This is a genomic window from Burkholderia sp. BCC1638, from assembly GCF_902833195.1.
Classification (GTDB): domain Bacteria; phylum Pseudomonadota; class Gammaproteobacteria; order Burkholderiales; family Burkholderiaceae; genus Burkholderia; species Burkholderia diffusa.
In genome coordinates this window covers 233,801-253,681 of the sequence record NZ_CADFEC010000008.1, presented here as the reverse complement: position 1 = coordinate 253,681, position 19,881 = coordinate 233,801, and the positions used below count along the sequence as shown (strand labels likewise).

Genomic DNA, 19,881 nt, shown 5'->3' with positions numbered 1-19,881 from the left:
CTCGGTATCCACCGTCAACATGGCATAGCGATTTCTATCCATCATGTTCAGTTCACTTCCACCAATGCCCTCCAGTCGGCGTCGCTGGCCTGCGCCGCGGCCGGCGGCACGATCCGCGCATCGCGATAGCGCCACGCGAGATACGCGCGCTTTCTTTCGCGATACGAACGATCGTCGCCGCTCAATTCCGGCAGGTATTCCACCAGCCAGCCCAGCCGCGAATAGAAGGCGAAATCGGCCACGTCGGTCACCAGTACCGGCGCCAGCGCATCGTTGCCTTTCAGTCGCGCGGAAAAGCCTTCGCACGCACGGCGCAGTGCATCGCGCTCCGTACCCGGCGCCCAGATCAACAGCGTGTTCGCTTCGGCCGAAACCGGCGCGTGCTTCAGGGTCGGCAGCCACGGATAGTTCGTCACGTGAGGCGTAACCACATCTAACGTGGCCAGCACGCGCCTGATGCCGCGCCACGCGCGCTCCTTCAGCGTGGCAGGCGGCTTCCCGGCGAGCAGGTCATGGCGCGTCAGCAACGTCCAGTCGGGCTTCGCCGCCAGCGTGCGCAATTCGTGCCTCAAGGCCCGGGTTTGGTCGATGATGCTCAATGCGTTCGCCTCTTGTCAGCAATCCTGGCGATGATCTCGTCCGCCGCGAGCGACGCGCCATTCATCGGCACCGCGCACCGCGCTGGCGCCGCCTCGGGCAACACGCCCAGCAGCGCGTCGACGGCCGCCTTGCGTTCCTGCTCGGTCTCACAAGCCGACACGACGGCCGGCATCGCGTCGGCGACCATCCGCGCGCGGCGAACCTGATCGTCCACCAGTTGCGCGTTGGGCACCAGCAGCGCGGGAATGCCCGACTGCACGAGTTCGCAGCAGGTGTTGTAGCCCGCGGCGCCGACAAAGGCATCGAACGCACGCAGATAGCGCGCCAACGGGTAGACCGAGATCGGCAGCACACCGGCCGGCAATTCGACGTCGCGCACCGAAATGGGCGCCCGCGCCCAGACCACCTGGAACCCGGCCGCCTCGAACGCGGCGATCAGTCCGTGCCCGATGCCGGCAACATCCTTCAGGTTGCCCGGGCCAAGAGAAAAGAGGACGAAGCGACCGGCCTGCGGCAGGCCCAGCGCGTTTCTCGCCGCTGCGCGGTCGAGCAACTCGTCGTCCTCCAGCAGGCAGACCGGTGGCACCGACAGCCGCGTGCCGCCGTTCGTCAGCGACGCGCGTGCTTCGGTCGCACCCAGTTCACCCGGCTGGATCACGAGATCGAACAGCGCTTCGTCCACCGGCACCGTCTTGGTATCGGCCTTGAGCAGCCCGCGATTGGACCACACGAGGACGGGCGATCCATACGTTTCGCATGCCGTCAGCAAACCCTTGAAGGGCCACGTTCCGTCGAATACGACCGCATCCGGGCGAACCCGCTCCAGCATCAGGCCCAGCCGCACGGCCAGTTCGCTGTTCCAGCCGAACGTCGAGCTGGACGACCAGTAATGGGAAACGAAATAGTCCGCCTCGAATCCCATCTCCTCGATGATCTCGATCGCCGACGCCAGCGAAAAGAAGAACGGACGCGCGCGGCCCCGCAGGCGACGCGCGTACGCGAGGCAACGGTTCAGATGGCCCATGCCCGAGCCGTTCACGTTGAAGAACAGGATGCGCGGCAACGCGCTCGCCGCGCGCGCCGGGTGACCAGGCTTCTGGCCGATCATGCGTCCCCGCCGAACAGGTCGCGCGTGTAGACCTTGCCTGCGACGTCGGTCAGGTCGTCGGTCAGGCGGTTGGCAACGATTACGTCGGCGGAGCGCTTGAATTCAGCCAGGTCGTGGACGACCGACGAGTTGAAGAACGTCGATTCGTGCAATGCCGGCTCGTAGACGATGACCTCGACGCCCTTGGCCTTGATGCGCTTCATGACGCCCTGGATGCTGGACGCGCGGAAATTGTCGGACCCGGCCTTCATCACGAGGCGATAAATGCCGACAACCTTCGGCTTGCGCTTGAGAATGCTCTCGGCAATGAAGTCCTTGCGCGTGCCGTTCGACTCGACGATCGCACGAATCAGGTTCTGCGGGACGTCGCGATAGTTGGCCAGCAACTGCTTCGTATCCTTGGGCAGACAGTAGCCGCCGTAGCCGAAGCTCGGGTTGTTGTAGTGCGCACCAATGCGTGGATCGAGACATACGCCGTCGACGATCTGGTGCGTGTCGAGACCGTGCTGCGCGGCGTAGGTGTCCAGTTCGTTGAAATAGGCCACGCGCATCGCCAGGTACGTATTCGCGAAGAGCTTGATCGCCTCGGCTTCCGTGCTGCCCGTGAACAGCGTCGGAATATCCTGCTTGATCGCCCCCTGCTTCAGCAGACCGGCAAACGCTTCGGCTCGCTCGGAACGTTCGCCGATCACGATCCGCGAAGGGTGCAGGTTGTCGTACAGCGCCCGGCCTTCGCGAAGGAATTCGGGAGAGAAGATCAGGTTGTCGGTGCCGAGTGCCGCGCGCGTACGCTCGGTGTAGCCGACCGGAATGGTCGACTTGATCACCATCACCGCGCGCGGGTTGATCGCCATCACGTCGCGGATGACGACCTCGATCGAGCGGGTGTTGAAGTAGTTCGTGTCCGGATCGTAGTCGGTCGGCGTGGCGATCACCACGTAGTCGGCGCCGGCGTACGCGTCTTCCTTGTCCAGCGTCGCGCGGAAGTTCAGGCTCTTGTGGCGCAGGTAGTCCTCGATCTCGGCATCCTCGATCGGCGACTCCTTGCGGTTGAGCATCGCCACCTTCTCGGGGACGATGTCGAGAGCCACGACTTCATTGTGCTGCGACAGCAGGACGGCGTTGGACAGGCCGACGTAGCCTGTGCCGGCGATAGCGATTTTCATGCAGTTCCCTTTAAAACATGTCAAAACCGGTCAGGCTGCGGACGACGGCATCTGGCTTGCACCAAAGGCGACGCGGGACGACGGCGGCCGGCGCTACACCCCGCCCTTGCGTGCGCGGTCGCACAAGCATCAACACGATCGGCTTTACTCGACTGTTGACCTGCCTTCGGTATACAGCAAGCGTCGAACGTCGAAGTGCATCATGACCACGGCAGCAACAGCAACGATCTCGCACGGGGCGGCCAAGCCTCTCTTGCGGTGATATCTCCCGCGCTTGATCATTTACTTGCCGATCCTTATCGAATTCAGCACGCTCTGCCAATCGACAAATCTCTTGTGCGGCTCGCCGCACCATACTTTGACCGCGAGCGCCTCAGCATCGGGATCCATACAGCCGGCCTGCGAAAATACCGGACCCGCGTCGCAAGTCCTCCACATATGCGGTGCATATTCACTTTGCCCCGCCTGGGCCCGAGCTTTGTCGAAAGCAACCGACGAGTCTGCAAATTCCAAGTGCTTTTCCTGTCCGAAGGCAAACGGCTTGATGAAATCCACTGACTGCTTGAGAGATGCTCCGGATGAAGCCCGGTAGTCATACCAGTCGTGCTTGCGTTGATGCGCAACGCATGCCAACGTCAGCAAAGGAGCAACGCTGTACAAGTGATAATGCAACGCGTCCCGTTGAACGAAGTCGATGCTTTCTCCGTTGGCCCTGAAGCTTTGGTCCATCTGTCTTTCGAACCCTTTTTCCACAGTTTTCCAAAGGGCGTCATCTTTCAGCACGGTCGCAATAAGACCAACAATTTTCAGGCGATGACTTTGCCAGTTTCCGGTTCGGTGCCTCGAGTCATTCCAAACGGTAACGGCCCGCCCCCTCAACCAATCGTCGACAAGCCCGGCATTATCAGGAGAAAACCGAGGTCGCAGAATATCATATGCGACGATCAACGGCTCCAGCTTCGTTTCATTAATAGGATCGCCGTCAGTGCGATTCACCTTGGCCCATGCCAAAATATAATCAACACCTTTTTCAGCATATTTTTCGTCCTCGGAAACCAGCCACACCCACGCCAGCGCGGATATTTTCTGCATATCGCGAAGCGAGTCGTCTGATTTTATTTTCCCGGAATTCGAATTCAGCTTACCCTCGCCAACGAGAATCGGAGCGGCTTGCGGCGTGTCGTCCAGCGCAGTATTTGCGTTTTTGTACAAGGAATTGTACAGCGACCTCGCTTCACCGTCGTTTTTCAGCAATTGGCGCAAACTCGCCACCTGTCCGGCATCCAGACTCACCGGCCCAGCCCAAGCCGAACTCAGCAACAGCGAGCAAAGGCACGACAAAAATCCAATATACCGCCCGGCCATATTGCCTCCTTGACTGCGTGATTTGTACAATCTCGCCAATTACGAATAAAGAGAACCGCGCGAGAAACGATGCTTCGACACACAGTTACCGTGACACTCCACTTAATCCGCACTCGATTCGTTGACGTATGCGTCGACGTAACTTCTGCTCCAGCCGCAATTTCTCCTGATAATCTTTGCGGGCACACCCGCAAGCACGACATTTTCCTCGTGGAAAACTTTTGCCACCAGAGAGCGCGACCCAACAATAACATTATTTGGAATAACTGAACCCTTCATAATGACCGCCTCCGAGCCGATCCAGCAGTTGTCGCCAATGAAAATCGGTTTTGATTTATTCAGCAACTCTCCGGTGGAAACATCAAAAATGGCGTGCCCGTCGGTTGCACGGAAAGTAATTCCCGAGCTGAGCATGCAACCCTTTCCGATTTCGACGATCAAGTTACTTTCGTTAGCCATGGCAAATCGAGCACTCTCAATAGACGTACCGGATTTGATGATCAATCTTTTCTTCACGCCGATTCCTGACATGTCAACGACTGTATTTATCAACCCACGCTTGTGAGTTGACTGAATCTCCACCTTGCAATCGCGGCCAAGTGTAAACCTGCAATTTCTGAACAAGGCCCCCTCATGCACGATAACTTCGGAACCGTCGGAACGGAAGTCAACTGTCAGACCATCGATCGATGGATTCTCAACGATCGATCCATCCAGCAATTTCAATCCATATAAATTCATCGAATTACCGTCCATTACTCGCGGGATTCACCTGCCACAACAGCACTTCCGCCATGACAAGCGAATCATCTCGCACGGGTGAGCGTCAAGAAAGTGCCCTGTATTTTGCAAATGCCGAGCCGATCACCTGATGCATGTCGTAGTATTTGTACTCGGAAAGCCGTCCGCCAAAAATGACATTAACTTCCTGCTCTGCGAGATCCCGATACTTCGAATACCTCGATGAATTTTCCTCATCCCCGACCGGATAGTACGGAATTTTCGTACTGGACCAAGCAGACGGAATTTCCTTGGTAACCACGGTTTTTGGGCTTCGATTACCTGGAGTAAAGTGTTTGTGTTCGATGATGCGCGTCCATGGCACGTCCTGATCACCATAATTGATGACAGCATTGCCTTGGTAATTTTCCGTATCCTCGACCCAGGTATCAAATTCCAGCGTCCTATATTCGAGCTCGCCGTATATACCGCCAAAATAATCGTCAATCTTTCCGGTAAAAACAACCATTTTAGCTTTGCCATTCCAGGCGTCCTTGTTCGCCAGATAGTCGATGCCAAGTTGCACATCGATTCCCTCGAGCATATTTTCGAACAGGGCGGTATAGCCGTCTTGCGGAACCCCCTGGTATTTATCGTTAAAGTAGTTATTATCCCAAGTCAACCGCACCGGCAACCGCTTGATGATGGAGGCAGGCAAATCTTTTGGATCGCGCTGCCACTGCTTCGCGGTATAACCGCGAATCAGCTTCTCGTATATGTCAGTTCCGACCTGGGAAAGAGCTTGCTCCTCCAGATTTTCCGGCTCACGGTCATTCAGTCGCAATTTCTGCGATTCAATAACCTGCATTGCCTCTTGAGGAGTCGTCACTCCCCACATATGGTTGAACGTATACATATTGAACGGGAGAGAATACACCTTTCCGCCCGAAATCGAAATCGGCTGATTTCTGAAATTATTAAAATCAGCAAATCGATTTACAAATTCCCATATCTTTTCATCGTTACAATGGAAAATATGAGGGCCATATTTATGCACATCGATGCCCTCTTGTTTTTCCGTATAACAATTTCCCGCAATGTGGTCTCGCTTGTCGATAACAAGACACTTCTTTCCATCGTCCGTCGCCAGGCGTGCAAAGGTGGCGCCGAACATACCGGCTCCGACGATCAAGTAATCATACATTGTGAGCTTTCTCCTCTCGCTGACTTGCCAACAGATCCATCAATTTAGTTTTTCTCGCCTCATAAACAGGCAAAAGACTCTCGGGAACCCGATCCTTGACCCACCTTACGAGGGCGCTCGCAAACTCAACCCAGATATCAACCAGACATTCTCCGTTGGGGTGTTTTGAAATTCGATGATGCGTAAACTCCAATGCATCAAATGCAGTCAAACGCCGGTGATCAGAGATATTGGTGACTTGAAAACGCGATTCGAATTTCCGGTGAGTGCAAACAACATCATCGCCATACCCAATACTATTAGACGCCAATAGACTATCCCAATGAAATGCAATGTCGTTATGCACCATAGTTGGCCCAAAGAAAATATTGGCGTCGTGCAACAGATCTGTTTTGATAATCCTATTCCACGGATAATTAATCAAAGCCGCCGCAATACGCCGCCGCTGATTATTATCAGCCGCCTCGGAAAACTTTTTCCACAGCGCATTGTCGGCATTAAACATATCCCGAACTTGAGATTTTTCGTGGAATTCAATCCTGTATTTCACAAAGTACAGATCGTTATCTTGCTTCTTCGCATGCATCACGGCCGCGGCAAGTGCCTCACCGTCGATGACATCATCGGAATCAAGAAAAAATGTGTAACGACCAGTGCAGAGCGGAATAATCGCATTGCGCGCACGACCAGCACCCCGATTCTTCTGCTGAAAAAAATGAAGATTCTCGTGCTGCTGCTCCAGGGCGCGACAGATATCGGCGGTTCGGTCCTCGGAACCGTCGTCAATAACCAACACATTTGCCTTGATGCCCGGAACGTTCAACGCGTATCCCAACGTTTCCGCGATGAAATTTTCACAGTTGTAGGTCGGAATAACGATCGTCAGATCGTAGTCTGGATATCCGTTGAAAAAATCCTTTATGCGATTATTGAAATTTCCTCGCACACGCTTGGGAGGAATTGTTTTTTGATTACGATTTACAACGGCCGCGATTCGCTTGCCTATGAGCGCCTTGACCTCTTCCCGCTCCTGACGTTGCGAAACCCAACTGCTTCGATAGCAATAATCGTAGAACTCGTCGACAACGATCTGATCTTTCGACAAATCCACGTGTTTCCGTAGAAAGCAGCCGATCGTATTGATGTGATTGCACATGGCAGCGAGCTTGTAGTCGGCCGCGCCCATCGTCTGCCCTTCACGAGCCATACGGTGATAGCTGATTATTTCATCGATCTTGACCAGCTTACTGTGGGACGCAAGCACGAACCAGTGCAATGGATTATCCTCATAGAAATAATCCCCTTCTGGATATCTAATTTGATTCTCTTCGAGGAAGCTTCGCCGATAAAGTTTTCGCCACGGAACGGGCGACGTGCGAAATACCTCTGGATATTCTTTTGCAGTGAACGCCTCGTCCGTAGGAATTTTTTCAAATGCCTGCAAATCATAGGCTTCCGCGTAGGAGCGACTTTGCTCCACGAACGTTCTGAATCCGCCAATGACGACGTCCGCCTGGTGACGCTCGGCTGCCGCCACCATTCTCTCGAAGGCTGTTTCAGTGATCCAATCGTCGCTATCGACAAAACCGACATACACCCCTGTCGCGGCATCTATTCCGATATTACTGGGAATACCGGCGCCACCGAGAGTATTATGATCCAGGTCAATTACGCGAATTCGGCTATCCAGTTCGGCGTGCATTCGGATAATTTCTTTTCCATTATCGGTCGACGAATCGTCGACGATAATAAGTTCGAAATTCTTGTAGGTTTGATACCGAACGGAAAGGATACAGGCGTCCAGATATGGACCGACGTTAAACACCGGCATCACGATCGAAATCTTCGGACCATGTCCCGCGACGGCACCCGTAAACCCGTGATGCTCCGCTTTACCCTGTTCGCTGCGCTTCAGTTTTCTTTCGGCCCACTCGATATTGAACCGAGCAAACCGATACAGTGGGTCATCACTGGATATCTTATTGTATTCGGCGATTGCACCAACGAAATCGCCACGCTTGATCAAGTCATTCCCCCGTTTGATACTCATCAATCGCCTCTCTGAATAGATATCTTGTTGAATTTTGATTAACAGGCGCTGCGGCAGCCGCAAGCATTTGAGCTCATTTCACTGCTGCAACGTTCTTTGCACCACCGCCATCCGCCTGGAATTCATTGAGTTTATTCTTCAACACCCGCAACTCCCGCATCAAGGTGACCGGATGCGCCGTTGCAAATCTCTCGCTCATATACGCAACATTAGCCCGCCGCAGCAGAGGCGAGTCGCTCATCCATTCTTCCTTTTGCTCATAGATGCGCATCACGCGGTAGCCGAGCGGCTGAAGGAATTGATCTATTTCCGGGAAATACGTTTGCTGAGTGCCAGATTGATTGAATCCGACTTCGATATACAGAATATCTACGGCCTGCGTAGAGAGCAGTTGCTTCGCGCTGTTCAAAACTGCAAGCTCCCGTCCCTCTACATCGATCTTCAGCAGATTTATCCTGCCGTCGGTGAAGATGGGGCGATGACTATCCAGGCTTACTTGGTTGACTGTGAAAACGTCACCCGGAGCATCGACGGTCCGCAGGTTTCCAGGCAGAGCCTTTGTCATACTCCGGGCGTGGATGAATTGACTGGTCCCGTCTGCGTCACCGACCGCTACGTTATACGCATGCACGATCGGACCACCCTTTCCGGATGTCCTGTCAAGCAACTGTGCATAGCTGGTCGGGTTCGGCTCAAACAGGTGTGCTTCATGGACACGGAACTTCTTTGCCGTCTGCTTGATTTTTAGAAAAACATCCCCGACATACGCGCCGACGTCGACATAAACGATTGCCTTCCCGTTGAAAAACAGCTCAAGGTCGCCGATGAGGTCGTCGATATCGGCATCGCCTCTATTGCCTGCATTTTTCGAGACTTGACTCTTCAGTGCGGCAAGCTCCTGTTCCAGGCGCGTCTTCGCACGCGTCAGCGTTTCGACTTCCCGCCCGCGCTCGTCAGCCGCCGCAGACCGGGCTTCGTGCGCAAGCATCAGTTCGCGCTTCTCATTCTCCAGCTGACCTCGTGCCAGCTTCAAAGATTCGATCTTCTGTCCACGATCTTCGGCGACGCGGAGTTGCGTTTCCAGTTCGACTTCAAGCTTGCGCCTGCCGTGTTCCAATTCTGCTTTCGCTCCCCGCAGCACCTTCATTTCACGATCACGCTCGTCCACCACTTTCGCCTGAAACCGGCATTCGACTACCAGGCTCTGCTTTTCCTGTTCGAGTTCGGCTTTGCCCTGTTTCAATATGTCGACTTCCCGTGCGCGCTCTTCGGTCACCCGCGACAGCATTTCACGCTCGGCAACCAACACCGCTCGCTCCTGCTCCAGTTGCGTTTTTGCCTGCGTCAATGCATCAACCGCGCGTATGTGCTCCCCGATGGCACGTGACTGCACCTCACGCTCGATCGCCAGAGCCTGCTGTTTCCGCTCGAGCTGTGCGTTTGCCTCTTTCAACGCAGCAACTTCGCGTGCGCGCTCCTCCGCAAGCATCGACTTGGCTTCGCTGGCGACCAATGACTGCTGGTGCAATTGCCCCAGTCGCGCGCTCTCCTCCTTTGCCGCAGCCAGTTCGCGCGCGCGCTCCTCCCCGATTCGCAACTGCACTTCCTGCTCGACTGCAAGAATCTGCCGTTCGTATTCAGCTTGCGCCTTCATCTGCTTCAGCGCATCGATCTCCCGCTCGCGATCTTCTGCCACTTTCCGATGCGACTCGCATTCGTTTGCCAACGCCTGAATCTCAACCTCAAGGCCCGCTCGGATTTCCCTCAACGTAGCCAATGCGACACCAAGCTCGTTTGCCGACGTGGATCGGGATTCGAGTTCAACCGCAAGATGCTGTACGTCAAGGCGCAATTGCTCATTGGATTGCTCGAGCTCTCGTCTCCTGTCGAACGCGTCCTCCAACTCATCCTGAAGCTGATACACGTTATCCAGCAACAACCGGATTTCCTCGTCCTTTCGGAAGCATGCGTCCATGCCGTCCTTCACCTGACGCTCAAGTTGTTCCCGCGACGTCACCCACGTCGCTTGCCCCGCCTCAAATCGATCATTGAGCAGTTTCAGCGCGTCGATCTTCCGGTCACCTTCAACCAACAGCGCCGATTGCGTCTCGTACCGAGCTGTCAGCGCCCGTTGCTCGCGCTCCAGTCGCGCGTTCGCTTTCAATAGCTCCGCGAGCTCCTGACTACGCTCGATCAACAGCTTCGACTGCTGATCCCTGTCCTGAACGACGCCGTTCAATTGCTGCTCAAATGCGGCACGTCGCTCAGCAAAGGCTGTTCGCTGTTTCGCGTCACGCTGACGCGCAACCTTCGCCGCGGTTCGCAGTTGCAGAGCCTGACGGCTTTCCGAATCGCTGAAGCTCGTTTCGGGCGGCACGATGCCCAGCATTGCCTCTGCTTCGATCAGACTGCCGGCCTCGTGAAGTCGGAAGGCCAGCCATTTCAAACGGAAAGGTTTAGGATCCGCATCGTAAGCATGCCGCGCGGCTTCCGCCGCGGCGGTGCGATCCTGCTTCATCAAGTGCCGGGCCAAAGCCGTATACGCGTTAGCCAGCATGGCTGGCGAAAGCGATACCTTGGCAACGAGTTGTTCGACTGCAACAAAACCACCGGAGCCGTACGCCGCAATGATTTTTTCGAAATTCTTTCCGCCCAATGCTTCGGGTGGATTCCGACGGCCGGACTGACGCCAGATTTTCACGAGTTTGCCCGGCACCGACAGTAACGACGCCGGCGCATCTGCTCCCTGGATCAGAATGTCGCCCAGCTTCGCGTTAAGCGCGTTCCGCGATTCCACTTGATGAATGCTTCGTTGTGACTCGACGAGAGCCTGCAGCCGCAAATTTTCGGCCAAAATCTCGGGCAGCTCGTCATCGAGCCAACTATTGGCACCTACAGCGCCGCTTCGTGCGACGATGCCCAACCTGGTTTCCTGTCCGAGATTCTTGAGACGCAGCTCAAGCTCCTCCTGAGTCTGCAAGAGCTGATGAAGCAACGTGACGTTTTCCTCCTCTGCCCTGGTGAGACGGAATTCAGTCGAATCGTGATCGTTTGCCTTATTTGCCATTACTCTTCTCCCAGATTCCGCGGGCATCGATAAGCGCTCTTTTTCCGGTGATATTTGGGGAAACGTCTTTGAACTGGGAGTGGTCAACCAGCACGACAAGGATATTTGCCCACTCCATCGCCGTATTCAAATCCATTTTTAATACGTGACGACCTGCCAGACTTTCGGGCATCGCCTCAAGATTCGGCTCAACTACGCCAATCTTCCCGGAATAGCGATTGATTAGTTCCGTTACGATCTGCAACGCGGGGCTTTCACGCAGATCATCAATATCGGGCTTGAAGGTAAGACCGAAGCACGCGATACGGACATCGGTTGCGGCTATGCCTCTCGTGCCTAGCTCTTCGATGGCCCGTTCGATTTTTCGAAGAATCCACTCCGGCTTTGCATCATTGACTTGCCGCGCGGTCGTGATCAAACGCGCGCTCTTCGGCGCACTGTTTACGATGAACCACGGATCAACGGCGATGCAATGCCCACCGACGCCACATCCAGGTTGCAGGATGTCGACGCGCGGATGCCGATTCGCCAGTCGAATCAATTCCCAAACATTGACACCCTGCTCCTCGCAAATCATCGACAGCTCGTTTGCGAATGCAATATTGACGTCCCGAAAACTGTTCTCGGTCAATTTGCACATTTCGGCCGTGCGAACGTCCGTGATGATGCAATCCCCCTGAACAAACAGTTTATAGAGTGCTGCCGAACGTTCCGAACATCTGGATGTCATGCCGCCAATCACGCGATCGTTGACCACCAGTTCATGAACGATGCGACCGGGCAAAACCCGTTCGGGACAATGTGCGATACGGATATCAGATGCATCGCCAGCTTGCTGTGGAAAGCTCAGATCCGGACGCATTTCGGCGAGCCAGTCGGCCAGCAGCTCGGTCGTACCGACGGGAGACGTAGATTCGAGAATGACCAAATTGCCGCGTGCAAGGACAGGGGCGATCGACTTGGCCGCGGACTCGATGCAACTCAAATCCGGCTTGTAATCGCCGGTCAATGGCGTCGGCACCGCAATGACGAACGCATCAGCCGGCTCGACACATGTCGTTGCCCGCAGATAGCCAGCTCCGACCGCGGCACGAACCAGAATATCGAGCTCCGGTTCGACGATATGAATATCACCACGGTTGATTGTATCGACGACATACGGCGATACATCGACGCCAATTACCCGTCGCTTGCGTGACGCAAACAGCGTGGCGGTAGGCAAACCGATGTAACCAAGGCCAATTATCGAGATCGTGTTCAACATTCACCCACTAAGATGTCGCGGATACGCTGTGCCGCTTTGCCGTCACCGTACGGATTGGTCGCGCAAGCCATGACGGCATACCCCTCTGGATCATCGAGCAGCCGGTTCGTTTCTGCGACGATGGCTGCTTCATCAGTACCGACAATCCTGACCGTTCCGGCGGCCACCGCTTCAGGCCGCTCGGTTGTATCGCGTGTCACCAGCACAGGCTTGCCCAGCGCCGGAGCCTCCTCCTGAATTCCGCCGGAATCGCTGATTAACAAGGCGGCTCGATCCATCAGGTAAACGAAAGGCAAGTAGTCCTGTGGTTCGATCAGGAATATTCCGGGAACACTTCCGAGAAGACGATGAACCGGTTGCTTTACTTTCGGATTGAGATGTACCGGGAAAACGATCTCGACATCGCTTCGTCGTGCAATTTTCAGCAAGGCGCGACAAACAGCCTCGTGACCACTGCCAAGATTCTCCCGGCGATGTCCGGTGACGAGGATCAGTCGCTTCCCTGAATTCAGGAATGCGAATCGCTCTTCCATCTGCTTGCGTTGTACCGGGTCCTCACGCACGCGGGCAATCGTATCCAATAACGCGTCGACAACCGTATTGCCTGTCACATGGATATCAATTCCCGATACGCCCTCCCGCAGCAAATTGTCGCGGGCAAGACTCGTCGGGGCAAAGTGATATTTGGCCAGCACGCTCGTCAGCCGTCGGTTCGCTTCCTCTGGCCAAGGAGCGGACAAATCCCCGGTACGAAGGCCCGCCTCCACATGACCAACGCCAATCTGTCGATAGTGCGCGGACAATGCAGCTGCGAGCGTCGTCGACGTATCGCCCTGCACCAGCACGAGGTCCGGACGTGCATCGCTCAATACGGAGTCGAGACCGGCCAGTGCTCGGCTTGTCATGCCCAGCAACGACTGATCGGGCGCCATGACGTCGAGATCGTAGTCCGGTCGAATACCAAAAAAACCGAGCATCGAATCAAGCATCTGTCGATGCTGCGCGGTCACACAGACCCTCGTCTCGATTCCAGGCTCACCAGCCAGCACATTGACTAGGGGCGCCATCTTGATGGCTTCTGGTCGGGTTCCAAGGACAATCAGGGCTCTCATTGCTTTCCCCAATTCAATCCACGTGATCCAGAATGATGCTTTCCAGCAGCTTTATGACACCGATCATCGCGGCGGCAATCAAAAGCGTCACGAGCGTGTTGTAAATTCTCCCCGGCTCCAGTGGATAGCTCGGCTTGGTCGGCGCCTGCAATGTCGAGACCATCTTGAGCGTGCGCGCGGCGTCCATCCGTCCTGCCTCGAGCGCAGAAAGAGCCGTCTTGTAAAGATCCTGTGCGAATCCCGTTTGCATTTGCAGACGCTGAAATTCCTCGACCGTGTAGTTGAGGGTTTTTCGGGACGGTGATGCCAGGTCAGCCCGCTTCTGGGCAATCTGCCGCTCAAGCGCGTTCAGATTGTTTCTGAGCATCACGACGGTCGGCTGGTCCGGGCTCAGCGTCGACGGCAAGGATGCCAGTTGCGTCTGGACATCGGTCTTTTGCGCCTCGAGCTTGTCGATAATGGCGTTGAGGCTGTCTACGGTCACTTGCGGAGCGGTCAGACCTTTCTGATTCTGAAAATCAATCAGCGCTTGCGTCGCATCCAGCAGCCGGTCGTGTGCAAACGTCACCTGCTTGGACAGAAAGTCGACTTGCGATTGTGCGAGCGCGTGACCGATCTGGTTCATATGCGCTTCGCCTTCCTTGACCATCATGCTCACGATAGCTTGTGCCGTCTCCGGGTCGTATGCCTGGGCGCTGATTCGCAGTACACCGCTGTAGGTGTCGTATTGAACGTCGATACGAGACAGCCAATACCGATAGAACCATTCGGTAGGCGCGCTCTTAAACCACATGCGTGAAATGATGTCTCGATGCCAATTGCTGTAATGCGAACGCAGATCAAGAGAAGCATCGAGTTTCTTCAGCATATCGACGGACAACAGGTATTCGCGAAGTAACAGCTGATCGCTACTGTTGGGGCCGGCTACGGCCCCCATGATCGCGGGAATGGCCGGCGTCGAGCCATTGATTTGATCGGTACGCTGAATGACCACCGTGGCGTCGGAAACGTAACGATCGGATGCCAGAAGCAACCAATATGGGATCGAGAGAATTGCATACGCAATGATCACCCATATGATCAACTTGAACACCTTGACGGAAGACAGTTTTCCCCTTCCGCTCTCGTAGATCGCAGACAGTCGTGTAACCACGCCCCAGTTTTTGGTGACCGATGATTCGTTCATAGGAATAGTTTGTTCTTGTATGCCTTCAACGCCTCATCGAGGTCGTCAAACCAATATGCCTGACCTTCATTGATCCAGATGCCAGACTGACAAAATTGCTTTAAAGTGCTTTCGTCATGCGAAACCATGATTACACTCGCCCTGCTCGTCATTCCTTTAAAAGCATCGGCAGCTTTTTTTCTAAATTTTGCATCACCTGCAGCAGTAACTTCGTCCGAAATGTATACGTCGAAATCAAAGGCCAATGACAAAGCAAACTGCAGACGAGATCTCATCCCTGATGAATAGGTTCGCACCGGTTCATCAAAAGCATCACCTAGTTCGGCAAAACCCTGGATAAATTCCAAACGGTCTCTCAACTCGTCCTGATGGCCATGCACTCGGCAAACGAACTTTGCGTTCTGACGCCCGGTCAGGGTTCCTTCAAGTCCTCCCCCACCCATGGGCCAGGAGACCCGGCATCGCCGATCCACTTTCCCCTTGGTCGGGAAATCGATTCCACCGATGATCCGCAATAACGTCGATTTCCCTGCTCCGTTATGTCCGATCAGGGCAACGCTCTGCTTCGGAGGGATAACCATGTTGATGCCGCACAGCACCCATCTCCCGACACCATGATCGGTCATGTAGCGCTTATGAACGTCTTCGATCACTATCACCGCATCACCAGTTTTCTGGAAAAACGTTTGTACAATGCCAGTCCGACAAGCATGAATCCCAGCGCCCATGCATATAAATAGGCAAGGCTTACGCCGGCAAGCGGGTAGTACGATGGCAGGAATCCTTGCCGCACCAACTCAATTCCATTGACAACCGGGTTGAGCACGAACAGATACTGATACGGAAGCGGAACGTACAATGAAAGCGGAAGCAATGCACCCGATATGTAATAGAGCGGCAAATACAATATCTTGAATATGTGATCGAGCTCCGGCACAAAATTCATCGCCACCGACGTTATCAGACCGAAACCCATTCCGAATAACCACAACCCGACGACGCTTAATATCACAAGCAATGGATCGGCCGGAAGCCACACCGGATTGAGCAAATCGACCGTCATCGCGTGGCCAGCGAAAGCGGCAAGCAGGAGAATGATGATTGAAATCGGGATCATCAAAAACAGCTCCAGTACTGCCCGCACCAGAGCAACGTCGAACGGCTTGACCTGTCGATACGCAAAAAACGCCCGATTGCAATCGATCCCATGCAGCACTTGAGTCCAGGTGCGGCGCCAGAGAAGAAATCCGATAAACCCCGCGATAATCCACATGTTTATCGCCATTCCGCCCACTTCGTGAACGTGGAACGTCTCCAATCCGAAGGCGTGCAGGGAAATATAAATAATCGGCTCGACCAACAGCCACAACCAGGCAGCCCGCGCCTCGAACAGACGATCGAGCGCCTCGCGCAGGAACATCGCGCGCCAGACGGAATATGTCACCTCGAACGGGGTACGTATTTTCTCTGCCATGATTCGTTACTGCAGCTCTCGATTCAGTGTGGCCGTGGGATCCGCCACCATCACGATGAACGACAGGAATTTCTTGAACTCCGCCCCCGGCGAGTTCGAGACATAAATCACGTCGCGATTCTGAATCGGGAAGTTTTGCGTCACGAAAAATGCGGCCGGGTCACGCAGGTCGATTTCGTACACGACGGGCACCGTCCCGTTGACAGACTTCGCGGCCGGCTCCTTCAGATCGACCAGCTTCGGATCCTCGAAGCGGAACACGAAGACGCCGCGCGCATCCGCGCGTGCGTCATTAAGGCCGCCGGATCGGGCCAACGCCTGTGCGAGGGAAATACCTTGGGCCTCGAACGGAATTTCGTCGTTCTTGCCCGTCGCCCCCAGCACCGAAAACGTCTGCGGCTGATAAAGCGCCGTCACGACATCGGCAGGTCTGAGCACAATGTTCTGCCGGGGATCTCGAATAATCGCGTCGAGCGGCATGGTGGCAGTGACGTCGCCTCGCGAAAGCTGCACCGCCATGCGGCTGACCGACTGCTTCACCCCCCCGGCAAATGCCAGCGCGTCCAGCAACCGCTCGCCCTTGGGCGTCAGCGGCATCATTGCGCTGGTATTGACCTCGCCGACGACGGTCACATTCGACGCATTGTTCTTGGTCACGTTGACCAGCACCTGAGGAAGATTCGCCTTCCCCTTGAGGTGGCCGACGATGTTCGTCTCGATCTGCTCCGTAGTACGCCCCTTGACGCGCACCCGCCCTGCGAAGGGAATGGTGATCGTGCCGTCCGAGGCCACCATCTGCGCCGGCAAGGTAACGCCATTCGCCGTATTGGCATTGGCCGTCATCGGCGTTGCTGGTGTCAGGGTGCTGAACAGCATCGCAGGGGGCGCCTCCCAGATCGTCACTTCGATGACGTCCCCCGGACCAATCTGATAGGTATTGCCAGCCCCATTCGGGAACAAGCTCGAGAACTGCCCCAGCTTCTTGCTCTCGGCCAGCTTTCTCGCCAGCGCATCGTTGACATCAACCAGTTGGATGCCTTCGATCCGGCCACTGGTTTCGCGCTCTTCCTGAACCTGCTGACGAGAAACGCCCGAACCCGGCAGCCAGCCCGGAAATGTCCCACACCCCGAAAGCGCCAAAGCGGCAAGCACGGAAATTGCCAATAAACTCTTTTTCATGGATCTTGAGGTCAAGACTTTTTACTATTGATTTGCCAGCGTCATTTCCCGGGCGTTCAATCAACGCATCCCCCGAACACCCGGCCGCTTTTTCATCAGTCGATTGGCTCGATCAGGCCATCGACCTCTCAAAAATTCTTCACTTAAATTTGCATTCTTTCGGCCATTGGCGACCGAAAAAGCAACAAACCCACCCTCTGTGACAGCAGAAGAAATGGTTACTGCATGTCAATTTCCGCCACGGATTCAGGCTTGATGGCGAACGAACTTCAGAAATTCATGGGAAATAACCGAAACGACGGCACGTCTTAAAACCGCGCCCGGCCTTGCCAGCCGGCCGTCTGCGCCTGTTATCGGGGTGGTCGATCCCTCTCCGGCAATCGCACTGTCCGCTCAGGTTCTCGCAACTTACAGCGCAGGTCTCCCAAACGCCGGCATTATCGCATGGAAGTAGGACATGTCCGAATTCAGTCCGAAAACCATAGGATCAGTCCGCACCCGCGATCTCACGGTAATAAGTGGTAATTAACTCGGATTGCACTCCGGAATTAACAATGTCCGTGTCTCGGCAAACGGCGTACGTCGCGCTGATTGAAACGTTTTCGATACCGGCGCCCAAGCAGGCGCGGCGGTTGTCTCGGTCTCACAGGTCGGTTATAACCGTGCGACGAATATCGGCCGCAGGCCGTTTTTTAAACCCGTCTTGGAGCCCTCATGCCGAACCTGGAATCCGCCCAGCAATTCCTGATGACCCGCGGCCTCGACTTTGGCCTCAATCTCCTCGCCGCGATCGTGTTGTGGTTCGTCGGCCGCTGGGCGATCCGCATCGCCACGCGCCTGCTCGGCAAGGTCGTGCGCCGTAGCGGCAAGGTCGACCCGACGCTCACCGACTATCTGACCTCCGTCGTCAGCGTGCTGCTGACGATCCTGCTGATCCTCGCGATCCTGCAGATCTTCGGCGTGCAGACCACGTCGTTCGCCGCGCTGCTCGCCGGCCTCGGCCTCGCGATCGGCACCGCCTGGGGCGGCCTGCTCGCCCACTTCGCCGCCGGCGTGTTCATGCAGGTGCTGCGGCCGTTCAAGATCGGCGACGTGGTCAGCGCGGGCGGCGTCACCGGCACGGTGAAGGAGCTCGGTCTGTTCGGCACGACGATCATCACCGCCGACAACATCGTGACGATCGTCGGCAACAACAAGATCTTCTCGGACAACATCTCGAACTACAGCGCGACGCCGCATCGCCGCGTCGACCTGACCGCCAAGATCGCGAACGGCGTGGACGCGGTCGATGCGATCAACCGCCTGAAGTCGCAGATCCAGCAGATCCCGAACGTGCTGCCTCAGCCGGCACCGGACGTCGGCGTGCTGCAGTTCACGCCGGAAGGCCCGCTGCTGTTCGTGCGTCCGTCGACGCAGCCGGAGAACTACTGGCAGGTGTACTGCGATACCAATCGCGTGATTCTCGAGACGTTCCGCGACGCGCAATACCCGACGCCCGAAACGCCGATCTTTCATCGCACGACCTGACGGAACGATGGCGCCCGACGGCCCGCCGGATTCTGGCTGAAGCAGCCTGCGTCGAGCAGCCGGAACGGCCGACACCGCCACTCGGTAATCGGCCGGACCGCACGGACGAAAAAAAAGCGTGGCAGCCGCCACGCTTTTTTATTGCGCCGAAGCGAAAACGTTCGGCTTAGTGGCCGCCCGTATTCGGCGTACCGCCCGATCGCCGCCCGCGCACCAGCTTCCACAGCGCGCCCAGCGCAACCGGCACGATCGCCGCGCCGATCCCGGCCAGCACGATCACGTTCAGATACTGGCGGATGAACGGAATATTGCCGAAGAAGTAGCCGAGCAGCACCAGCAGCAACACCCAGACCAGCGCGCCGATCACGTTGAACAGCTGGAAGCGCGCGACGCTCATCGACGACGCGCCGGCGACGAACGGCGCGAACGTGCGCACGACCGGGATGAAGCGCGCGAGCACGATCGTCTTGCCGCCGTGCTTGTCGTAGAACGTGTGGGTCTTCTGCAGCGCCGCGCGATCGAGGAAGCGCTCGAGCACCGGGATATGCGTATTGAACACCTTCGGCCCGATCCAGCGGCCGATCAGGTAGTTCACGGTATTGCCGGCAATTGCCGCGACCAGCAGCAGCACGATCAGCCCGCCGACGTTCATGTCGCCCGTCGCCGCGAACGCGCCGCCGATGAACAGCAGCGAATCGCCCGGCAGGAACGGCAGCACGACGAGCCCCGTCTCGCAGAACACGATCAGGAACAGCACCAGATACACCCACGCACCGTACTGCCGGATGAAGTCGCCGAGGAACGCATCGATATGCAGGACCAGGTTGACGAAATGAAGCAGCGTATCCAAATGCGATTC

Annotated in this window: 16 protein-coding genes; 1 reads left to right on the top strand and 15 read right to left on the bottom strand. The window is 55.9% G+C overall.

Features of this window, described 5'->3' with window-relative positions:
* Positions 1-47 precede the first annotated feature (47 nt).
* The 14 genes from HWX22_RS12750 to HWX22_RS12685 all read right to left on the bottom strand — a co-directional run bounded on the left by HWX22_RS12750 (position 48) and on the right by HWX22_RS12685 (position 17,495).
* Positions 48-599 carry a hypothetical protein gene (locus HWX22_RS12750; protein ID WP_175915752.1) on the bottom strand — a complete coding sequence of 184 codons (552 nt, stop codon included), beginning with the start codon at positions 597-599 and terminating at the stop codon, positions 48-50.
* Positions 596-1,663, bottom strand: coding sequence for a glycosyltransferase (locus tag HWX22_RS12745; protein ID WP_208456623.1), 1,068 nt, complete (start codon positions 1,661-1,663; stop codon positions 596-598). Before HWX22_RS12745 ends, HWX22_RS12750 begins: the two co-directional genes overlap by 4 nt.
* A 41-nt stretch (positions 1,664-1,704) precedes the next feature.
* Positions 1,705-2,874, bottom strand: coding sequence for a nucleotide sugar dehydrogenase (locus HWX22_RS12740; RefSeq protein WP_175915750.1), 1,170 nt, complete (start codon positions 2,872-2,874; stop codon positions 1,705-1,707).
* A 282-nt stretch (positions 2,875-3,156) separates the two neighbouring features.
* Positions 3,157-4,167 (bottom strand): alginate lyase family protein, encoded by a 1,011-nt coding sequence (locus HWX22_RS12735; RefSeq protein WP_175915749.1) that lies wholly within the window; start codon positions 4,165-4,167, stop codon positions 3,157-3,159.
* 174 nt (positions 4,168-4,341) lie between these two features.
* Positions 4,342-4,995 carry an acyltransferase gene (locus HWX22_RS12730; protein WP_175915748.1) on the bottom strand — a complete coding sequence of 218 codons (654 nt, stop codon included), beginning with the start codon at positions 4,993-4,995 and terminating at the stop codon, positions 4,342-4,344.
* 70 nt (positions 4,996-5,065) lie between these two features.
* A complete protein-coding gene (glf, locus tag HWX22_RS12725) occupies positions 5,066-6,163 on the bottom strand; it encodes a UDP-galactopyranose mutase (RefSeq protein ID WP_175915747.1) in 1,098 nt (365 codons plus the stop codon).
* Positions 6,156-8,276 (bottom strand): glycosyltransferase family 2 protein, encoded by a 2,121-nt coding sequence (locus HWX22_RS12720; RefSeq protein WP_175915746.1) that lies wholly within the window; start codon positions 8,274-8,276, stop codon positions 6,156-6,158. Before HWX22_RS12720 ends, glf begins: the two co-directional genes overlap by 8 nt.
* A gap of 10 nt (positions 8,277-8,286) precedes the next feature.
* Positions 8,287-11,280: an FkbM family methyltransferase gene (locus HWX22_RS12715; protein WP_175915745.1), complete on the bottom strand. Its 2,994-nt coding sequence runs from the start codon at positions 11,278-11,280 to the stop codon at positions 8,287-8,289.
* Complete coding sequence (gene wecC, locus HWX22_RS12710; protein WP_175915744.1) at positions 11,270-12,544, bottom strand: UDP-N-acetyl-D-mannosamine dehydrogenase; 1,275 nt, start codon at positions 12,542-12,544, stop codon at positions 11,270-11,272. The genes HWX22_RS12715 and wecC overlap by 11 nt, the downstream gene beginning before the upstream one ends.
* A complete protein-coding gene (wecB, locus tag HWX22_RS12705) occupies positions 12,538-13,656 on the bottom strand; it encodes a UDP-N-acetylglucosamine 2-epimerase (non-hydrolyzing) (protein WP_175915743.1) in 1,119 nt (372 codons plus the stop codon). Before wecB ends, wecC begins: the two co-directional genes overlap by 7 nt.
* Positions 13,657-13,669: 13 nt before the next feature.
* On the bottom strand, positions 13,670-14,842 hold the full coding sequence (locus tag HWX22_RS12700) for a chain-length determining protein (protein WP_244135216.1): 1,173 nt from the start codon (positions 14,840-14,842) through the stop codon (positions 13,670-13,672).
* On the bottom strand, positions 14,839-15,501 hold the full coding sequence (locus HWX22_RS12695; protein WP_175915742.1) for an ABC transporter ATP-binding protein: 663 nt from the start codon (positions 15,499-15,501) through the stop codon (positions 14,839-14,841). The genes HWX22_RS12700 and HWX22_RS12695 overlap by 4 nt, the downstream gene beginning before the upstream one ends.
* Positions 15,498-16,316 (bottom strand): ABC transporter permease, encoded by an 819-nt coding sequence (locus tag HWX22_RS12690; RefSeq protein WP_175915741.1) that lies wholly within the window; start codon positions 16,314-16,316, stop codon positions 15,498-15,500. Before HWX22_RS12690 ends, HWX22_RS12695 begins: the two co-directional genes overlap by 4 nt.
* Positions 16,317-16,322: 6 nt before the next feature.
* Positions 16,323-17,495: a polysaccharide biosynthesis/export family protein gene (locus HWX22_RS12685; protein ID WP_175915740.1), complete on the bottom strand. Its 1,173-nt coding sequence runs from the start codon at positions 17,493-17,495 to the stop codon at positions 16,323-16,325.
* 714 nt (positions 17,496-18,209) lie between these two features.
* Between HWX22_RS12685 and HWX22_RS12680 the strand changes: the two genes are divergently transcribed.
* Complete coding sequence (locus HWX22_RS12680; protein ID WP_059535436.1) at positions 18,210-19,022, top strand: mechanosensitive ion channel family protein; 813 nt, start codon at positions 18,210-18,212, stop codon at positions 19,020-19,022.
* A gap of 166 nt (positions 19,023-19,188) precedes the next feature.
* On the opposite strand, the gene HWX22_RS12675 is transcribed toward HWX22_RS12680, so the two are convergent.
* On the bottom strand, positions 19,189-19,872 hold the full coding sequence (locus HWX22_RS12675; protein ID WP_059535524.1) for a DedA family protein: 684 nt from the start codon (positions 19,870-19,872) through the stop codon (positions 19,189-19,191).
* Between the last annotated feature and the right edge of the window lie 9 nt (positions 19,873-19,881).

Bases quoted from the DNA above. Each gene is read 5' to 3' on its own strand.
- HWX22_RS12740 (WP_175915750.1), bottom strand. From the start codon at position 2,874: ATGAAAATCGCTATCGCCGGCACAGGCTACGTCGGCCTGTCCAACGCC.
- HWX22_RS12730 (WP_175915748.1), bottom strand. From the start codon at position 4,995: ATGGACGGTAATTCGATGAATTTATATGGATTGAAATTGCTGGATGGA.
- glf (WP_175915747.1), bottom strand. From the start codon at position 6,163: ATGTATGATTACTTGATCGTCGGAGCCGGTATGTTCGGCGCCACCTTT.
- HWX22_RS12715 (WP_175915745.1), bottom strand. From the start codon at position 11,280: ATGGCAAATAAGGCAAACGATCACGATTCGACTGAATTCCGTCTCACC.
- wecC (WP_175915744.1), bottom strand. From the start codon at position 12,544: ATGTTGAACACGATCTCGATAATTGGCCTTGGTTACATCGGTTTGCCT.
- wecB (WP_175915743.1), bottom strand. From the start codon at position 13,656: ATGAGAGCCCTGATTGTCCTTGGAACCCGACCAGAAGCCATCAAGATG.
- HWX22_RS12700 (WP_244135216.1), bottom strand. From the start codon at position 14,842: ATGAACGAATCATCGGTCACCAAAAACTGGGGCGTGGTTACACGACTG.
- HWX22_RS12690 (WP_175915741.1), bottom strand. From the start codon at position 16,316: ATGGCAGAGAAAATACGTACCCCGTTCGAGGTGACATATTCCGTCTGG.
- HWX22_RS12685 (WP_175915740.1), bottom strand. From the start codon at position 17,495: ATGAAAAAGAGTTTATTGGCAATTTCCGTGCTTGCCGCTTTGGCGCTT.
- HWX22_RS12680 (WP_059535436.1), top strand. From the start codon at position 18,210: ATGCCGAACCTGGAATCCGCCCAGCAATTCCTGATGACCCGCGGCCTC.